We start from the raw sequence: 16835 nt of genomic DNA on the forward strand, positions 1-16835 counted from the left end.
CTTCATTGTAAGGTCGTAGTCTTAGCCGATTCTTAGTGGATTGCGCGATAGTCCATTGTCGATATGCATCGATATCGCGCGTCGTGATTTTGTCATCATTGATGCCGGATACTAAGCAGTTACGCACCGCGATGGCGCATTTGCCCGGCCATCATTGCGGCATATGCGTGCAATCATGAATCGTATTCCACACAGTCCGGAATGACGCGTTCAAGGCCTAGACAGATTGCACGCGCCACCAGCGCGGCAGCAGGCGCCGCACGTCGGCGCGCCGATAGCGGTCGTCGATCAGATGCACGACGCCTTCGTCACGCTCGGTGCGAATCACGCGGCCGGCGGCCTGCACGACTTTCTGCAAACCGGGGTACAGGTACACGTAATCGTAGCCGTTGCCGAATTGCGCATGCATCGTGCGTCGCATCTGCTCGTTGATTTCGTTGATCTGCGGCAGGCCGAGCGTGGCGATGAATGCGCCGATCAGCCGATCTCCGACCAGATCGATGCCTTCGGCAAACGCGCCGCCCAGCACCGCGAAGCCGATGCCGCCCGTCTGCGTGTCGAAGCGCGCAAGAAACGCATCGCGCGCCGCTTCGTCCATACCGGGCTGTTGCGCCCACACCGGCAATTGCGGATGTTGCGCGCGCAACCGTTCGACCACCCGTTGCAGGTAGTCGAAGCTGCTAAGAAAACCCAGATAGTTGCCGGGCCGCGCCGCATATTGCCGCGCGATCAGCTCGACGATCGGCGCAAGCGATTGCTCGCGATCGCGCCAGCGCGTCGACACATGGCTCGCCACGTGCACGGCGAGTTGCTCGGCGCGAAACGGGCCGTCTACTTCTAGCCATTGCGCATCGTCGGCAATGCCGAGGGTATCGCGGTAGAAACGCTGCGGACCCAGCGTGCCTGAAAAAAACACGGTCGTTTGAGCCGCTTCGTGGCGCGGCTGCAAAAACGGCGCGGGAATGACATTGCGCACGCATAGCGACGCCGTGGCTTTGGCGCGCGGCACCCGCGCGGCAGCCAGCGTGACGTCGCAAATCGAATGTGACCCGAACTGTTCGACAAGCGAGGTGAAATGCAACGCGTCGAAGTAGAAACGCAGCACACTGCCATCTTCCGCGCTGTCATTCAGATTAAACGGTGCTTCGGCAAGCTGATCGCTAATCGCCGCGGTCAGATTCTGCAGCGCCGACTGCAGGCGCGCGGGCACGGCCTCCAGCACTTCGTAAGACTGCGCACGCTCACGCACGAGCGCCAGCCATTCGCGATGAACGCGTTCGAACGGCTTTTTCAGCGAAGCCGGCGCGGTTTTGCGCGCGGTGTTGAAGGCGAACTGCTCGAGTGTCGCCGTGTACATGCGGCGCGCGCGGTCCGGCAAGTTGTGCGCTTCGTCGACCAGTACCGCGACGCGCCATTGATAAACCTGCGTCAACGCATAGAGCAACGCGCTGCCGTCGTAGTAGTAGTTGTAATCGCCGACTACCACGTCGCACCAGCGTGCGAGTTCCTGCGCAAGGTAATACGGGCACACATCGTGCGCGAGCGCGGCGGCGCGCACGGCACTACGGTCCAGACGTGGCGTGGCAAGCGCGGCATCGCGCGCGGCCGCGACACGATCGTAGAAACCGCGGGCCAGCGGGCACGATGCGCCGTCGCAGGATTTGTCCGGATGCTCGCACGCCTTGTCGCGCGCTACCAGTTCAAGCACGCGCACCGGCCAGGTGCCGGCGTGGTGCGCGAGTGCGTCGACTGCATCGAAGGCCAGCGCGCGGCCCGGCGTTTTCGCGGTCAGGAAGAAAATGCGGTCGAGATGGCCGGATGCGCAGGCCTTCAATAACGGGAACAGCGTGCCGAGCGTCTTGCCGATGCCGGTTGGCGCCTGCGCGAGCAGCGCACGGCCATCGCGCGCGGCGCGATACGCGGCAACCGATAACTCACGCTGGCCGCTGCGAAACGATGGATAGGGGAATTGCAGCGCGGCGAGAAAGGTGTCGCGCGCACTGCGATGGGTCTGTTCGCGCTGCGCCCAGCCGATAAAGCATTCGCATTGCGCTTCGTAAAAGGCACGCAGTTGCGCGGCGCTCTGCGTTTGTGTCAGCAGCGTTTCTTTCTGGCTGGCAATGTCGAAGTAGACCAGCGCGATCTCCAGCTGCGGCAGCGCCCGCGCCTCGCACAGCAGATGGCCGTAGATCAGCGCCTGCGCCCAATGCAGTGCGCGGTGATTGTCCGGCATCCGCGCGAGATCGCCGCGATATGTCTTGATTTCGTCGAGACGGTTGAGCGCGGCATCGTAGCCGTCCGCGCGACCGCGTACTGTCAGGTCGCGATACGTGCCCGACAGGGCAAGCTCTTTCTCGTAGCCGCCCGCACGCCGCGCGGCGACCAGCGCGTGGCCTTCGATGCCTTGCGCGGCCGTGGGGGCGGGTGTGAAGCGCAGATCGAGGTCGCCGCGTTTGGCGGTGAACTCGCACAGCGCGCGCACTGCGACTACGTAAGTCATGCGCCCGCCTCTTGCGCATCGGTGAGTGCGTGGCGTGCTTTGTCCGCGGTGCTTGCGTTGGCTGCGTTGGCTGCGTTGGCTGCGTTGGCTGCGTTGGCCGCGTTGACCGCATCGGCGGCATCGCGCTCAGTGCCTCCATTGCTCTGCCCGGCACCCTCCTCCAACCACCGTACATCGAGCACGCGCACCGGCATTCCGTGTTGCGCGCAATACGTCAGCCAGCGGATCTGATTGTCCTGCAAACGATCGCCCGGCCCCTTTACCTCGATCAGTTCGTAGCGCCGCTCGCGCGGCCAGAAGCGGATCAGATCGGGCAGCCCCGAGCGATTGCCGCGCACGTCGCGCAGCAGCCGCTCGAACCACAGCTTCAGATGCGCCGCGGGAATGCAAGCCAGCGCGACGTCGAGCAACTCGCGCGTCAGCATCGGCCAGAACACGAACGGCGACTGCACGCCAGCCTTGCTGTCGAGGTGGCGCAGGATCGTGACGCGGTAAGAGTCGTCGTCGAGTTGCGCGAGGCACTGCGCAAACAGCGGCGCGCGGCGCGCATAAAAGTCCGGCGCGTGCAGATCGGCTGGGCCGCGCTGGAATGGGTGAAAAAACGCCCCCGGCAGCGCGGCGAACACCGGCTCCCAGCACAGCAGACCAAATAGCGAATTGATCAGCGCGTTCTCGACGTAATGCACCGGTGCGTCGGGTGCATCGAGGTGATCACGCACGACGTATTCGACCGTGGATTGGACGGCCGATGGATGCGCCGGCCGCGCCAGCATCAACACGCCACGCTCGAGCGCTGGCGCTGGCGCTGGCGCTGGCGCTGGCGCTGGCACTGGCACTGGCACTGGCACTGGCACTGGCACTGGCATGGACATGGGCGCAGCCGCAGCCGCAGAAGCAGACACACGCCGCATTGACCCACTGCCAGCGCGGCGCCGCAGTCGCGGCAGCATACGCGCAATGCGCTGGCTTTCCTCCTCGCTTTCCGGCGCGGCGGCGGCTTCCAGCGCAAGCGTCAGCGCCGCGCCTTCGCGCCCCGCACATTCGAGCGTGCGCACACGCCGGTGCCGCGCACCGGGCCACGCGCAGCGTTGATAGACCGCCAGCGCAACATCCCACTGCTGATGCCGTTCCGCGTGATACCCAATGCGGTACAGCAGCTTCGCGCGCCGCGAAGCAAGCCACGCATTGCCGGTGTCGAGCGTATCGAGCACGGCAAGCAGCGGCTCCAGCGACTGCAGCGGATCGTCAGCGGCGAGTTGTTCGAGCGCCGCGCCGCACGCGTGCAACGCGAGGTAAAGGTCGACATCTTCGCGCTGCTGAAACGCGCGCGACGACGGCGCAAACGCGACCTGCTCGTACCGATGCACACCGAGGTCGGCCAGCACGAACTCAGACCAATCCTGCTGCAGATTGCCGAAGAACATCAGCCGCAGCCGCTCGCACAGCGGCGCCACGGCAACGTGCAGCACCTGTTCGGCCGCATGTGGATACCACCCCGCGTAAGGCCGCGCGTCGCCGCACTGCATGCGCAATGGCGCAAGCCATTCGTCTTTGCGGGCGGCTTTCAGACCTGCGAGCTGCGCGGAAAAGCACGTCAACAATTCCGCACGCGTACAAAGCGCGAACAGTTCATCGACGGTGACCGGCACGTCGGCTTCGAGCCAACCGGCTTCGACGAGCGGCGCAGCGGCTGCCTCGGCACAGCCGATTTCGCCGTACGACAGCCGGCTCGTGCGAAACAGTACGCCTTTGCGCATCAGCATGCGCACCAGCAGCGCCCGCGATGCCTCGGGCAGGCTCGCAAAGCCGTGCACGAAGGCGAGCTCCGCATCGCCGAGCAGATCGCCATAGCGTTGCGCGAGCCATTGCAGGGCACGCTCGAAGTTGCGCAGATAGTACAGAGGATCCGGGGCGTCTTGCGGCACGGCGGCGATTGATGAACGATGGACTGTATATTTATACAGTCATCATAGCAAAACGCGCCCAGGTGCCAACCCCTGACGCACACGCCCGCCCGGGCGCGGTGCGCCTAGGGCGCCCGCAGCACGCAGCGCGCAACGCGCAACGCGCATGCCAGGCTGGGCGCGGCACGCCCGCAGCAATCACCACACCCCGGTCACACTTCGGCGCGCGGCGCCGCAAGTTCCTGATCGCCGACACACACCGCCGGCACGAACCACGCGAGAAACAGGCCGAGCAGCGCCGCCGCTGCGGCAAGCGACAACCCGACATGGATCGATTCCACCAGCGCGTCGCGCGCCATCTTCATCATCGGACCATCCGCGTGGCCGGCCATGATCAGATGTTCGATCAGCGCCGCCTGCTGCGAATGATCGACGCGCAGATCCGGGCTCGAGAACGACTGCAGCCACTGGGTGGCCTGGAACGAATCGAGCGAGCGGTGCACGCCGTTCACGTACAGGTGGCTCAGCACCGCACCAGTGAGCGCGGTGCCCAGCATGCCGCCGAAGATACGCAGCGATTGCAGCAACGCGGTGGCCGCGCCCAGATGATCGCGCCCGACGATCTGCTGCGCGCAGATCGTCACATTGGTCGCCACCAGCCCGAGGCCGAGCCCGCTCAACGCCATGCAGGACATCCACACGTAATGCGGCTGATGGCCGGTCAGCTCGACGAGGCTGATGCAGGCCGCCGCAAAGCAGGCAAAGCCGATATGCATCAGCGCATTCGCGCGCCGGATCCGCGTGACGATGCGGTTGTTCAGCATGCTGCCGACCGTCGTCCCCAACAGCAGCGGCGTAATCAGCATGCCCGACTCGTGCGGCGACATCGCATAGCCGCCCTGAAACAGCAGCGGCACATAGAACACCAGTGAGAACAGCGCGAAACCGCCCAGCGCGGAAATCGCAAACAGCGGCGCAAGACGCCGGTCGAACAGCAGTTCGATCGGCACGACCGGATAACCGGCGCGCCGCTCCCAGAACCACAGCACGCCGCCGCACACAACCGCAAGGACCGCCAGCGCGATCGTCAACGGCGTGAGGCCGTCGCGCGGCAGCAGTTCGATCAGCAGTTGCAGTGCGCCGAACGTCAGCGCCACCACCGAAGCACCGACCCAGTCGAGCTGCACCGGCCCCGCGCGGCGCAACTGCGTGAGCGGCGGCAGAAAGCGCAGCACGAACAGCAGCGATACGAGGCCCACCGGCAGATTGACGAAGAACACCAGCCGCCAGCCGGCCATCTGCGTCAGCATGCCGCCGAGCGTCGGCCCGACGATGTTGGCCAGACCGAACGCCGACGTGACGAACACCAGCCAGCGCAGCCGCAGCCTCGGATCCGGAAACAGATCGGCGACGGTGGCAAACACGGTACCGATCAGAATGCCGCCGCCGATCCCTTGCAGGCCGCGCGCGAGCACCAGAAACAGCATGCTGGAGGCGACGCCGCACAGCAGCGAGGCACCGGTGAACAGCACGATGGCGGCCAGCAGGAACGGCTTGCGGCCGAACAGATCGCCCAGCCGGCCGAAGATCGGGATCGTGATCACCGAGGCCAGCATGTAGGACGTGGCGACCCACGCGTACAGATCGAAGCCCTTCAGATCCGCGACGATGCGCGGCAGCGCGGTGCCGACGATGGTCTGATCGAGCGCGACCAGCATCGCAACCAGCGCGATGCCGAGCATGGCCAGCAGCGATTCGCGAAACGGCAGCAACTGCCTGCCTGGATCGAAACTGGTCGCAATAGCAGGAATCATGATGGTGCACACGCGCAAAAGGGAGGCCGTTCTTCGCTGCGGGAGACGCGGTGCTTCACGGTGCGCCGCTAACGCTGAAGCGAAACGTCAGCGCGCCTGTGCAAACCACGCGAAGCGCGGAAATATTCCCGCGGCTCGAGCAAAGGAACTCCAGCGAATGTCGCACTGCCGCTGCAAAACGGCAAGTCATTTGCCGCGGCCGGGTGTCGTCATGTCCGCCCTCATGCCCGCCCTCATGCCCGCCCTCGTGCCGGCCCTCGTGCCCGCCCTCGTGCCACCCTCGTGCCACCCTCGTGCCACCTTCATGCCACCCTCATGCCACCCTCATGCCACCCTCATGCCGCCCTCAGGTTGCCCTCAGGTCGCCGCAGCAAGCGCGTACGCACCGGCCGCATTCACGCCCAGCTCGCCACCGAAGTGCGCTGAGTCGTCCTGTGACTCGCCAGCCAGACGAAACGCGCGTACCGCCGTCTGCATGATCACCGCCTGCTCGGTCAGCGATTGCGCGGCGGCGGCCGCCTGCTCGACGAGCGCCGCGTTCTCCTGGGTCAGCGCGTCCATCTGCGTGACGGCCATATTCACCTGCTCGATGCCCGCGCTCTGTTCGGCCGCAGCCGACGCGATTTCCTGCACGACGCCGCTCACTTTGGCGATCGCCGCGCGTGCGCCGTCGATCGTGCCGCCGGCCCGCTCGACCAGCTCGGCGCCGGTGCCCACCTTGCCGACCGCATTGCCGATCAGCTCGCGCACTTCCTTCGCCGCGCTGGCGCTGCGGTGCGCAAGCGACCTGACCTCCGCGGCGACCACCGCGAAGCCGCGCCCCTGCTCACCGGCGCGCGCCGCTTCGACGGCAGCATTCAACGCGAGGATATTGGTCTGGAACGCGATGCCTTCGATCACCGCGATGATCTCCACCATCCGCTGCGACGCGCCGGAGATATCGCGCATCGTCGTGACGGCCTGCGCCACCAGTGCGCCGCCGTCGCCGGCGATCTGTGCGGCATCCACGGCCAGCCGGCTCGCGCTCTTCGCGTTCTCGGCCGTCTGCCGCACCATCGAGGTGATCTGTTCCATGCTGGCCGCGGTTTCTTCGAGCGACGCGGCCTGGTTCTCGGTGCGTGACGACAGATCGGCGCTGCCGCTCGCGATCTCGCGCGCGCCGGTGGCCACGCTGTCGGCCGCCGTGCCGATGCTGCGGATCGTGCCGGACAGCGCGCCGCGCATGCGCTGCATGATAGCCAGCAGGCTCGACGCATCGCGGCCGGCGCGGCCCAGCACGATCGCGACCGTCAGATCGCCCTCGGCGATCGCACCGGCCACTCGCGCCGCGTAGCGCGGATCGCCGCCGATCGTGCGCTGGATACTGCGATTGATCGCCGCGACCAGCGCCGCGAGCACCAGCGCGAGCACCGCGAACACGCCGCCGACCACATAGAGGGAACGCATGAAGGCCGCGTCGATATCGTCGACATAGGCGCCGGTCGCGATGATCCAGTCCCACGGCGCGTAGCGCACCACATAGCCGAGCTTGCCGACCACGTCGGTCGCAGCCGCCTTCGGATGCGGAAACACGTAATCGACGAAACCGCCTTGCGGATCCTTCGCGACCGCTGCAAATGTCACATAGTGGTGCCGCCCGTCGGCATCGGCGGTGCCCGCGAGATCGCGGCCGTTCAGCGCCGGTTTGATCGGATGCATGATCATGCGCGGTGTCGAGTCGATCACCAGCAGATAGCCGTCTTCGCCGTAGCGGATGCCGCGTAGCCGCTCGAGTGCTTCCTTTTGCGCCGCGGCGGTGGACAGCGCGCCTTTTTGCGCGAGCGCCGCATACTCGTCGACGATCGACAGGCCGACGTGCGCGACGTTGACCAGATCGTGCTTGCGTTCCTCGATGCGCGTTTGCCGCGACAGCCACGCCGCCGATACCGATACCAGCAGCAGCGCGATCAGGCTGACCGCGAGCGGCAGCCAGAGCTTCTGCGCAAAGCTGAGCTTGTGCATTGCGTCTCCATTGTTATGGTGGTTTCGGATCGAACCACGCTTTTTGTCAGGCGCATTTGCAGACCGCGCCGGCCGCGCGCGGCGCAAATTGGGAATCGCCTGTTCCGTATATCGACCAGGACGGCTTGCGGATTTGTAGAGGGAAACCCTTGTTTCGCGTCAATGCGGCAAACAAAGGTGAAGCGCGTGCACAGAAGAGGACGCGCGGTGCGGCGGCGCAAGCTCGTATGAACTCGCGCCGCGCGTTGATTGGTCAGACCACGGCTTAGCCGCGCGGGCGATCCTGGCCTTGCGCGATGTGCGAGGTCGATGCCGACGTGGACGTCGACGAGGTTGTCGACGTGGATGGCGAGGCCGATGCCGAAGCGGAAGCCGGTGCCGGCGTGTCGTGCGTCTGCGCAACGCGTGCGGCCGGATTCGCGGCATTGCCTTCGGCTTGCGCGAGCACCACGCCCGCGCTTGCGTCGATCGCATCGGTGAACGGCTTCGGATCGATACCGATCGCCAGCACCATCATCGCCAGCGCGCCGAGCAGCGCGAACTCGCGCTTGCCGAGGTCCGCCAGCTTCGCGACGCGCGCATTCGCGATCGCGCCGAAAATCACGCGCTTATACATCCACAGCGTGTAAGCCGCACTGAGAATCAGCGTCAGCGCCGCCAGCGCGCCGATCCAGAAGTTGAACTGGATCGCGCCCATCAACACCATGAATTCGCCGACAAAACCCGAGGTACCCGGCAAGCCGACATTGGCCATCGAGAACAGCATCAGGAACCCGGCGAAGCGCGGCATCGTGTTGACCACGCCGCCGTATGCGTCGATCGTGCCGCTTTGGGTGCGGTCGAACAGCATGCCCGAGCACAGCAGCATCGCGCCCGACACGATGCCGTACGACAGCATCTGCACCACTGCGCCTTCCATCGACATGCGCGTGAACACGAACAGGCCGAGCGTGACGAGCCCCATGTGCGCAATCGCCGAATACGCGAGCAGCTTGCGGATATCGGTCTGCACCAGCGCGACGAGGCTTGCGTAGATCACCGCGACCAGCGACAGCGCGATAACGGCGGGCGCGAAGAAGTGGCTGGCCTGCGGCACGATCGGCAACACGAAGCGCACGAGGCCGTAGCCGCCGATCTTCAGCATGCCCATCAGCACCGCGGCGCCGGTCGGCCCTTCGAGGTGGACGTCGGGCAGCCACGTATGCAGCGGCCACATCGGCACCTTCACCGCGAACGCGGCGAAGAAGCACAGGAACACCAGCAGCTGCGGCCAGAAGTCGAGTTGCAGCGCGCGCCATTGCGCGAGGTCGAAGCTGTGTGCCTGCGCGTACAGGTAGATCATCGCCGCGAGCATCGCGAGCGAGCCGGTCAGCGAAAACAGGAAAAAGCGCAGCGCCGCGTGCGCGCGGTTCGACTGGCCCCACGTGCCGATCAGCAGATACAGCGGGATCAGCGTCGCTTCGAAGAACACGAAGAACAGCATGCCGTCCTGCGCGGTGAAGACGCCCTGCATAAAGCCCGACAACAGCAAAAACGCGCCGAAATACTGCGCGGCGCGACGGGTGATGGATTGCCACGAGGCGATCACGATGATCACGGTGGTCAGCGCGGTGAGCACCGTGAACCACAGCGAGATGCCGTCGACACCGAGATGCCATGCGATGCCCAACGAAGGCAGCCACGGTGCGTTTTCGACGAACTGCAGCGCGACGGCGTGATTCTCGAAGCCGTGCACCAGCGGAATGACCGGCGCGAGTCCGGCGAGTGCGCCAATCAGCGCGATCCAGCGAGTACGGTTTAGCGCACGGTCGGAACCGGCGCGCAGCACGACCAGGCCAGCCACGATCGGAATCCAGATCAGTTGGCTGAGTAACGGAGGCAGTTGCATGGGGCTTGTCTAAGACTTTTAACGAACGACGGCAGCAACGCTGTCGTCACCGAAAGCAGATTGATTACAAATGGGTTGTGGAAACCGGTACGGCACGCGAGGGAATCGACGAACCTGCGTGAGTGGCCCGTCAAGGGTTTACGAGCATACTCGCTCCCAGCACATTTTGCACCGCACCAAAAATTAGTGAGGCAAGCAACGAATCATTGCGTGTTGGGGGCTTGCCAGACGTGCTGCCGTTGTGCTTCGCACAATCCGCAAGGCTTTGGCAGCAATGGCGGGGTCGCAGCGCGTGCGGCGACCGTGGGCAGCGAGACGATTCGCCGCGCATCGTGTCGGCGATTCGCCACGCATCGAGCATGCCGGTTGCTCAAAAAAACCGCTCGCAGCGGGGAAATCCCTGGCACGTCACGGGGATGGATCGCGTTAGGCTTCAGCAAGGGAGGAGACAAACCCATGAGACGAGCTTTCAATATCGCAGTCACCGTGCTGGTCGGCGCCTTGATCGCCGATCGCGCCGTCATGCACGTGCAAGCCCACGAACAAGGCTCGATCAGTTGCAGCGACGGTGCGGAAGCGGTACGGCTCGGCGCGCTGAGCAAAGGCTTCTCGGATGCGGCCGCGAGCAATCAGGGCGAGGCGTTCAAGTCGAACTGCTTCGTCACCGGACGGGCACAGGTGGGCACGCTGGTGGCGCGCGACTAACGCGTATCGCCGCCGTTATTTATTTCGGACAGACCCATTCGCGAGATACGAATCCGGTGCGGGCGCGCGATGCGCCTGCACGGCGCGAGCACGGCCCGCAGCCCCTTTCCGTCCCCCTGTCCGGCACAATAGCGGGCGTCGAAAACGCGAACTTCGCCGGTTCGACAATTAAAACAGGGGCTCCACGACATGCAGTTGCACCAGCAAACCGTCGGCGTGATCGCGCCGGCCGGCATCCCGGACATGGAGCGCGTCGCGCACGGCATCGAACTGCTCGAAAGCTGGGGTGCCACGGTGCGCATCGGCGCGCACGTGCGCGACAGGTTCCGCTATTTCGCCGGCACGCACGAACAGCGCCGCGCCGATCTGCTGTGGGCGCTGAACGATCCGTCGATCGATATCGTCTGGGTCGCGCGCGGCGGCTACGGCAGCGTGCATTGTCTGCCTGTGCTGCCGGACGCGTTGCCGCGCGCCAAGACCGTGGTCGGCTTCTCGGATGCGACCGCACTGTTCTGTGGACTCAGCCGCTTCCCCAACGCGCGGCTGATTCATGGGCCGACGCTCGGCAGCCTCGCGGCGCGCGTCGACGACGCGTCACGACAGCGCATGCTGAGCGCACTTGCGCCCGCGACCGTCGAGACATCCGTAGCGTCTGAAACGTCCGGCACGTGCGCTGCATCCGCGCCGCTCGCGCTGCAGCGTCTGTGCGGCACCGACGCACCCGTCGGCGGCCGCCTGCACGGCGGCAACATCACGACGCTGGCAAGCGTTGCCGGTACGCGCTGGCAGGCCGACTGCCGCGGCGCGATCGTGCTGCTCGAAGACATCACCGAGCTGGCGTACCGGCTCGACCGCAGCCTCACACTGCTGATCGAAAGCGGCACCTTCGCAGGTGCGCGCGCGTTCGTGCTCGGCGATTTCGTGCGCTGCCCGCTGCCGCCCAACGCGGACTTCACGCTGCACGAGATGCTGGTCGATCTGCTTGAGCCGCTCGGTGTGCCGGTCTTCGCCGGGCTGCCGATCGGACACGACGAACGCAATTACGCGTGGACGTACGGCGCCGACGCCCGCATCGAAAACGATCAGCTGGTGTTTCGCGCATAACGCTGCGCTGCGCAGCGCAGCGTTACACCGTCGCTCACGCGCCAAACAACAAACCACGCAATGCAAGGCATGCCACGTGTCACGCCCGCCCTTGCCCGCTCGTCGCGTCCATCGTGCGCCCATCCTGCGCATCTCGCGCGCACCAGCAATGAACCCGCCACGCACCTGAACGCACCAGCAAAGGGCCGACGCACCGTGTGCGCCCGGCCCGCGGCCGCCGCTGCGCCCATCTGCACGCGCCGATAGCGCGCGCCCGCGACGCACCGCGCTGCGCCGCGCCGATATGCATCCATACGCATCCGTGGGCATCTCACCGGATCTACGTGCCGCCACAGACAAATCGCCGACGCGCGCCACGCGCCTCGCCAACGCGATTGGCATGCTTCTCGCTCTAGTCGGGCGCCCGCTGGTTCCCGCGCGCGCTCACCTGTCGTTAGCCTTTCCGCATCGTTTCGAATTGCACGTTGCAGCCCGGCGTCTCGCACGTCCTGATCTGCAACGAAGGTCGCCGACAACTGCGCGCCGCGCTTCGCCCAGCGGCTACAACAAGACCTGCGCACGGCGCTTTTCCGCATGCCGCAGGCCGTAACGCGCATGACCCACACGCAATCCTGAAACGGAGAAACACCCGATGAACACCCCTGTGCAGTCGTTCGAGCACGCCGCCGCGCCCGGCGTACAGACCGCCACCTCGACCCGCTGGGTCCAGCTTGCCCTCGGCCTCGTCTGCATGATGACGATCTCGAGCCCGCAATACGTGTGGACGCTGATGACCAAGCCGCTGATGGCCAAGCTCGGCATCTCGCTGCCTGAAGTGCAGGTCACGTTCTCGATCCTCGTGTTTCTGCAGGCGTTCTTCTCGCCGTTCCAGGGCGCGCTGATCGACCGCTTCGGCCCGCGCCGGCTGATCTCGATCGGCACGCTGCTGGCCGGCCTGAGCTGGACGCTCGCGTCGTACGCGACCAGCACCACGCTGCTGTACGTCACGTACGGCTGCATCGGCGGCCTGGGCACCGGCATCGTCTATGTCGGCGTGGTCGGGCTGATGGTGCGCTGGTTTCCGGACCGTCGCGGCTTCGCGGCCGGCGCGGTGGCCGCAGGCTATGGGATGGGCGCGATCGTCACGACTTTCCCGATCTCGGCATCGCTCGCCGCGCATGGCGTCGAGTCGACGCTGTGGCTGTACGGCATCGTGTTCGCGGTGATCGGCTTTGCCGCCGCGCAAGGGCTGCGCACGCCGCCCGCGGCCGGCAGCGCCTCCAGCAGCTCCGCTGCGCATGCTTCGCACGGCGTGCGCGACTATCGCCCCGCCGAAATGCTGAAGACGCCGATCTTCTGGCTGATGTTCGCGATGATGACGATGATGTCCACCTCGGGCCTGATGGTCACCTCGCAAATGGCCAGCTTCGCCGCCGACTTCGGCGTCAGCAAGGTGCTGGTGTTCGGTCTCGCCGCGCTGCCGCTGGCGTTGACCATCGACCGCTTCACGAATGGCCTGACGCGTCCGCTGTTCGGCTGGATCTCGGATCGCCTCGGCCGCGAACAGACGATGACGTTCGCCTTTGCGCTGGAAGGCGTGGCAATGGCGCTGTGGCTGCTGACGCGCGACAACGCGGTGTTGTTCGTGCTGCTGTCGGGCGTGGTGTTCTTCGGCTGGGGCGAGATTTTCTCGCTGTTCCCGTCGACGCTGACCGATACGTTCGGTACGCGCTTCGCCACCGCCAACTATGGCTGGCTGTACATTTCGTTCGGCGTCGGCTCGATCTTTGGCGGCCCGCTCGCCGCGCTGCTGCATCAGCATACCGGCAGCTGGGTGCCGGTGTTCGGCTGCGCGATCACGCTCGACATCGCTACTGCACTGCTGGCCTTCGCGGTGCTCAAGCCGTGGCGCGCGCGTTTCGTCGCTGGCGCTGGACGCCGCGCGGCCTGAGGCTGACGCTCGGCATGTGACCCATAGCGCGCATGCGTTGCAAAGCGCACGCGCGTTGTTTTTGCAAGGCAGAGCTGCAAGGCGGCGTTGCTCGTTACGCCAGATAGCGCAGGTCACGCACACCCTCGCCTGCTGCCGCGAGGTCTCGCTCACACCGTGTAGCCGCGCGGATCGTAGATGCAGACACTCCCCGACGTATCCGCCCTGAACCCCGCAAGATCGAAGCGAACCGCCTTCCGCTCGCTGTCCAGCATGTCGGACACGACGACCAGATTCTTCTTCCCGGCCGCAGTCGTAACGCCTTCGGTCCGCACCGGCAGGCGAAAAACCCCGTCGACGTCCTTGCCGAAAAACACGCCGTGCACCGTGCCGCTCGCGCGCGACCAGGTCAGCGCGACGGCCCGGTCGAACACGCGCATCGGCTGACCGTTCGCCGGCCAGCCGAACATCTGCGGCGAACGCGACACCAGCGTCACCGAGTCGAGCTGCGCGGTATCGGCGATTTGCTGCAGGTACGTCCTGGCCGCACCCTCGAGAATGTGCATGCGCTCGCGCAATGCCTGCCCGTAGAAGTCAACCACACGCAGGTCGCTGCGTGCTGCCGGCGGCAATTCACCCATCGGCGGCGCGCCCGGCCGGTTGCCCTGGCTCATTTCGAAACGCTCGATCTCCGGCCGCAAACTGCGCGTGTAAAAGGACGAGAACCAGTTGATCAGCGGCGTCGCATCGAGCGAAGCAGTCACGTATTTGCCATACACCGCATCAGCCTCGGTCGCGAGCGCGTTCGCCCGCAAGGCCTGTTCATCGCGATGCAGATCGAGCGCGCGACCGATTTCGGCCAGGTTCGGAAACAGCAACGGCGCCAACGCGGCAGGCGGAAACACGAACGACGCCCCGGCTGCCGCGAAGCCCGCGCCAAGTTGCAGCGCGCCGTTCGCCACGTTCCATTTCGCCTGTGCGCTGTCGGGGTGGCGAATCAGTTCGATGACATCCGACGACAATTGCGCCACCGACGGTGCAAGCCCGACCGCGGTGGACAGCAGCGATAGCGTTTTGGCGCCCACCGCAAAGACGCGATTCGCACTGACGTTGACCGTCGCCGCGGCGTCGCCCGCAAGACCGAGCGCATCGGAAGACAGATTAGCGACGTCGTTGGGCCCGGCATGCATGCGCGCGTTGTGCCCGCTCGAAGCAAGCGCCACGGCGTCGATCGGCAGCCAGTGCACATTGCCCTTCACGCTGGCCGGCACGTGCACGTCTGCTGTGGGCAGGCGCCCACGCGCACTCAATGCGGAATCGAGTTCGTGCGTCTGCACGGTGTTTTGTGTGGCTCTGGCCATGCTGTCGATTGTGGTCTGCGTGGCGACAGCTGCTACCGGTTTCGCTTCGGTCTGGCTTGTTACATGGTGATGAGTCGCGACGGGGGTTTGCGTCGCGCGGTCCGCACGCGACAGACGAGGGCCATCTTTCTCAACGGCAGCGCGCGATGGATCGCTATGCCAATCCGGGCCGCGTTGAAGCGTCAATACGGCTTGCGAACTGTTGTTGCCAATGCGCACCGGGACCGCCTGCGCGCTTCGACTGACGGTGTCCGGCCCGACGACCTGGGTCGCCGCGCGAGTGCTATCGATTTGCGCCTGCGCCCCGCGTTCAGTCAGTTTCGGCGCGGCCTGAATCCCCAACTCGACAAGCTGCGTCCGATCGGTTTGCGCTGATTCGTTGCGGCTGTGCGTGGGTGTCTGCGAAGCACGCTCGTGGTGCGAGTGTGCCGATGTGCTGGGCTCGACGCGGGCCGTTTGTGTCGCGCCGGTTTGTGTGGAGCGGTCCGTGGCGTGGCGCACCGTCTGGCTCGCCGCATTGCTGCGCTCAAGGCCGGACTGACTGCCTCTTGTGGCACCGTCAGGTTCCGGGGTCTGCGTCGCGACAGCGCCGTGCTGCGGCGCGGCTTGCGTGCCCCGGTGCACGCGCTCTGGCGTGGGGTTCTGAACGCCAGCGTCCACCCGCCGTGCCGCGTCGATCTGTACCGGCCGGTCCACATGAGGCAGCCTGGCCATTGCTTCCGCCCACAGCCCCGCCGTGGCGCTGGCCGACTGCTGCGTCGAGCGCAGTGCGAACTGCTGCGCAGACGGTTGCAACGGCACGGCATGTCGCGCAAGCAACGCATCAGTTTGCGCACCGTTATCGCGTGCGCCGTTCTGCGTTTGCACATCGCGCTCACGCAGCACCGGGCCCGCCTGGGTGCCGATTTGCACGCCAGTGCGCACAGGCGTCTGCGTGTCCGTTGCCACTTGCCGCACTTGCACCTGCGCGTGTGCATCTTTCGTATGCGTGCCCGTTTGCGTGCTGGCGTCGCCGCGTGCGGGCGCTGTCGTCTGGTTTGCTGCATTGCGCGGCTTCGCACGCAGCGCGCGCAGTTCCACCGCCTCGCGCAGGTCAGCCTCACCGGCCAGCATGTAGCCGCCCTGACGACGCGGTGCGCACAGATAATTGCGGGCCGCCGCCCGCTTGTCGTCGACCCGCGAGAAATCGATCGCATAGCCACCCGCATTACCCAACGCCTTGACGGTTCGCAACACGGTCGAAAGCGTATCGGCCGGCGCGTACGGATCAAACAGTTGCCCGATGCCGGCCAAAGCCCGCGTCGCATTGCCCAGCAAACCGTTGCCGGCATAGCCGACGCGATGTGCCGCGACGAACAGATTCGCGCGCCCGATGAAATCCGGCAGCGGCAAGCTGCCCTTGAAAGTCGACAGCGCAACACCGAGACTGCCCGCCTTGAATTGCAGGCTATTTGCCTGCGGAGGCGGGATCGAGCCGCTGACTGCTTCGGTTTGCGGCGGCAGCGCAAAGTCGGGTGGCCTGATTTCGCTGCCTGGCTTGGCGAGCGAGTTGGTGCTCGAGTCGTGGTCACCGACCTGGATCGCAGATTTAACCGCGGGTTGGGCCGCGGGTTGGGTCATACCGGAAGAAGTGAGTGGAAGCATATCTG

The 16835-nt window shown here is 65.7% G+C and carries 9 protein-coding genes; 3 read left to right on the forward strand and 6 right to left on the reverse strand.

Annotated elements, in window-relative coordinates:
• Nucleotides 1-217: 217 nt before the first annotated feature.
• The 5 genes from ACYVNQ_RS15175 to ACYVNQ_RS15195 form a co-directional block, all read right to left on the reverse strand.
• Entirely contained in the window at nucleotides 218-2500 is a 2283-nt protein-coding gene (locus ACYVNQ_RS15175) for an ATP-dependent DNA helicase (protein ID WP_460903319.1), read from the reverse strand.
• Nucleotides 2497-4425: a VRR-NUC domain-containing protein gene (locus tag ACYVNQ_RS15180; RefSeq protein WP_460903320.1), complete on the reverse strand. Its 1929-nt coding sequence runs from the start codon at nucleotides 4423-4425 to the stop codon at nucleotides 2497-2499. The genes ACYVNQ_RS15175 and ACYVNQ_RS15180 overlap by 4 nt, the downstream gene beginning before the upstream one ends.
• Before the next feature lie 191 nt (nucleotides 4426-4616).
• On the reverse strand, nucleotides 4617-6218 hold the full coding sequence (locus ACYVNQ_RS15185) for an MFS transporter (protein ID WP_460903321.1): 1602 nt from the start codon (nucleotides 6216-6218) through the stop codon (nucleotides 4617-4619).
• 357 nt (nucleotides 6219-6575) lie between these two features.
• The gene (locus ACYVNQ_RS15190; RefSeq protein WP_460903322.1) at nucleotides 6576-8219 is read right to left on the reverse strand and encodes a methyl-accepting chemotaxis protein; all 1644 of its coding nucleotides are present in this window, start codon (nucleotides 8217-8219) and stop codon (nucleotides 6576-6578) included.
• 265 nt (nucleotides 8220-8484) lie between these two features.
• Nucleotides 8485-10107, reverse strand: coding sequence for a complex I subunit 4 family protein (locus tag ACYVNQ_RS15195; protein ID WP_460903323.1), 1623 nt, complete (start codon nucleotides 10105-10107; stop codon nucleotides 8485-8487).
• 456 nt (nucleotides 10108-10563) lie between these two features.
• Between ACYVNQ_RS15195 and ACYVNQ_RS15200 the strand changes: the two genes are divergently transcribed.
• The 3 genes from ACYVNQ_RS15200 (at nucleotide 10564) to oxlT (ending at nucleotide 13846) form a co-directional block, all read left to right on the forward strand.
• Nucleotides 10564-10812, forward strand: coding sequence for a hypothetical protein (locus ACYVNQ_RS15200; protein ID WP_460903324.1), 249 nt, complete (start codon nucleotides 10564-10566; stop codon nucleotides 10810-10812).
• A gap of 189 nt (nucleotides 10813-11001) precedes the next feature.
• Nucleotides 11002-11916: a S66 peptidase family protein gene (locus tag ACYVNQ_RS15205; RefSeq protein ID WP_460903325.1), complete on the forward strand. Its 915-nt coding sequence runs from the start codon at nucleotides 11002-11004 to the stop codon at nucleotides 11914-11916.
• Nucleotides 11917-12547: 631 nt separating this feature from the next.
• The gene (oxlT, locus tag ACYVNQ_RS15210) at nucleotides 12548-13846 is read left to right on the forward strand and encodes an oxalate/formate MFS antiporter (RefSeq protein ID WP_460903326.1); all 1299 of its coding nucleotides are present in this window, start codon (nucleotides 12548-12550) and stop codon (nucleotides 13844-13846) included.
• Between the two features lie 149 nt (nucleotides 13847-13995).
• Here the strand turns inward: oxlT and ACYVNQ_RS15215 are convergent, their stop codons facing one another.
• A complete protein-coding gene (locus ACYVNQ_RS15215) occupies nucleotides 13996-16830 on the reverse strand; it encodes a hypothetical protein (RefSeq protein WP_460903327.1) in 2835 nt (944 codons plus the stop codon).
• Between the last annotated feature and the right edge of the window lie 5 nt (nucleotides 16831-16835).

The sequence above is a fragment of the Paraburkholderia jirisanensis genome (assembly GCF_054782355.1).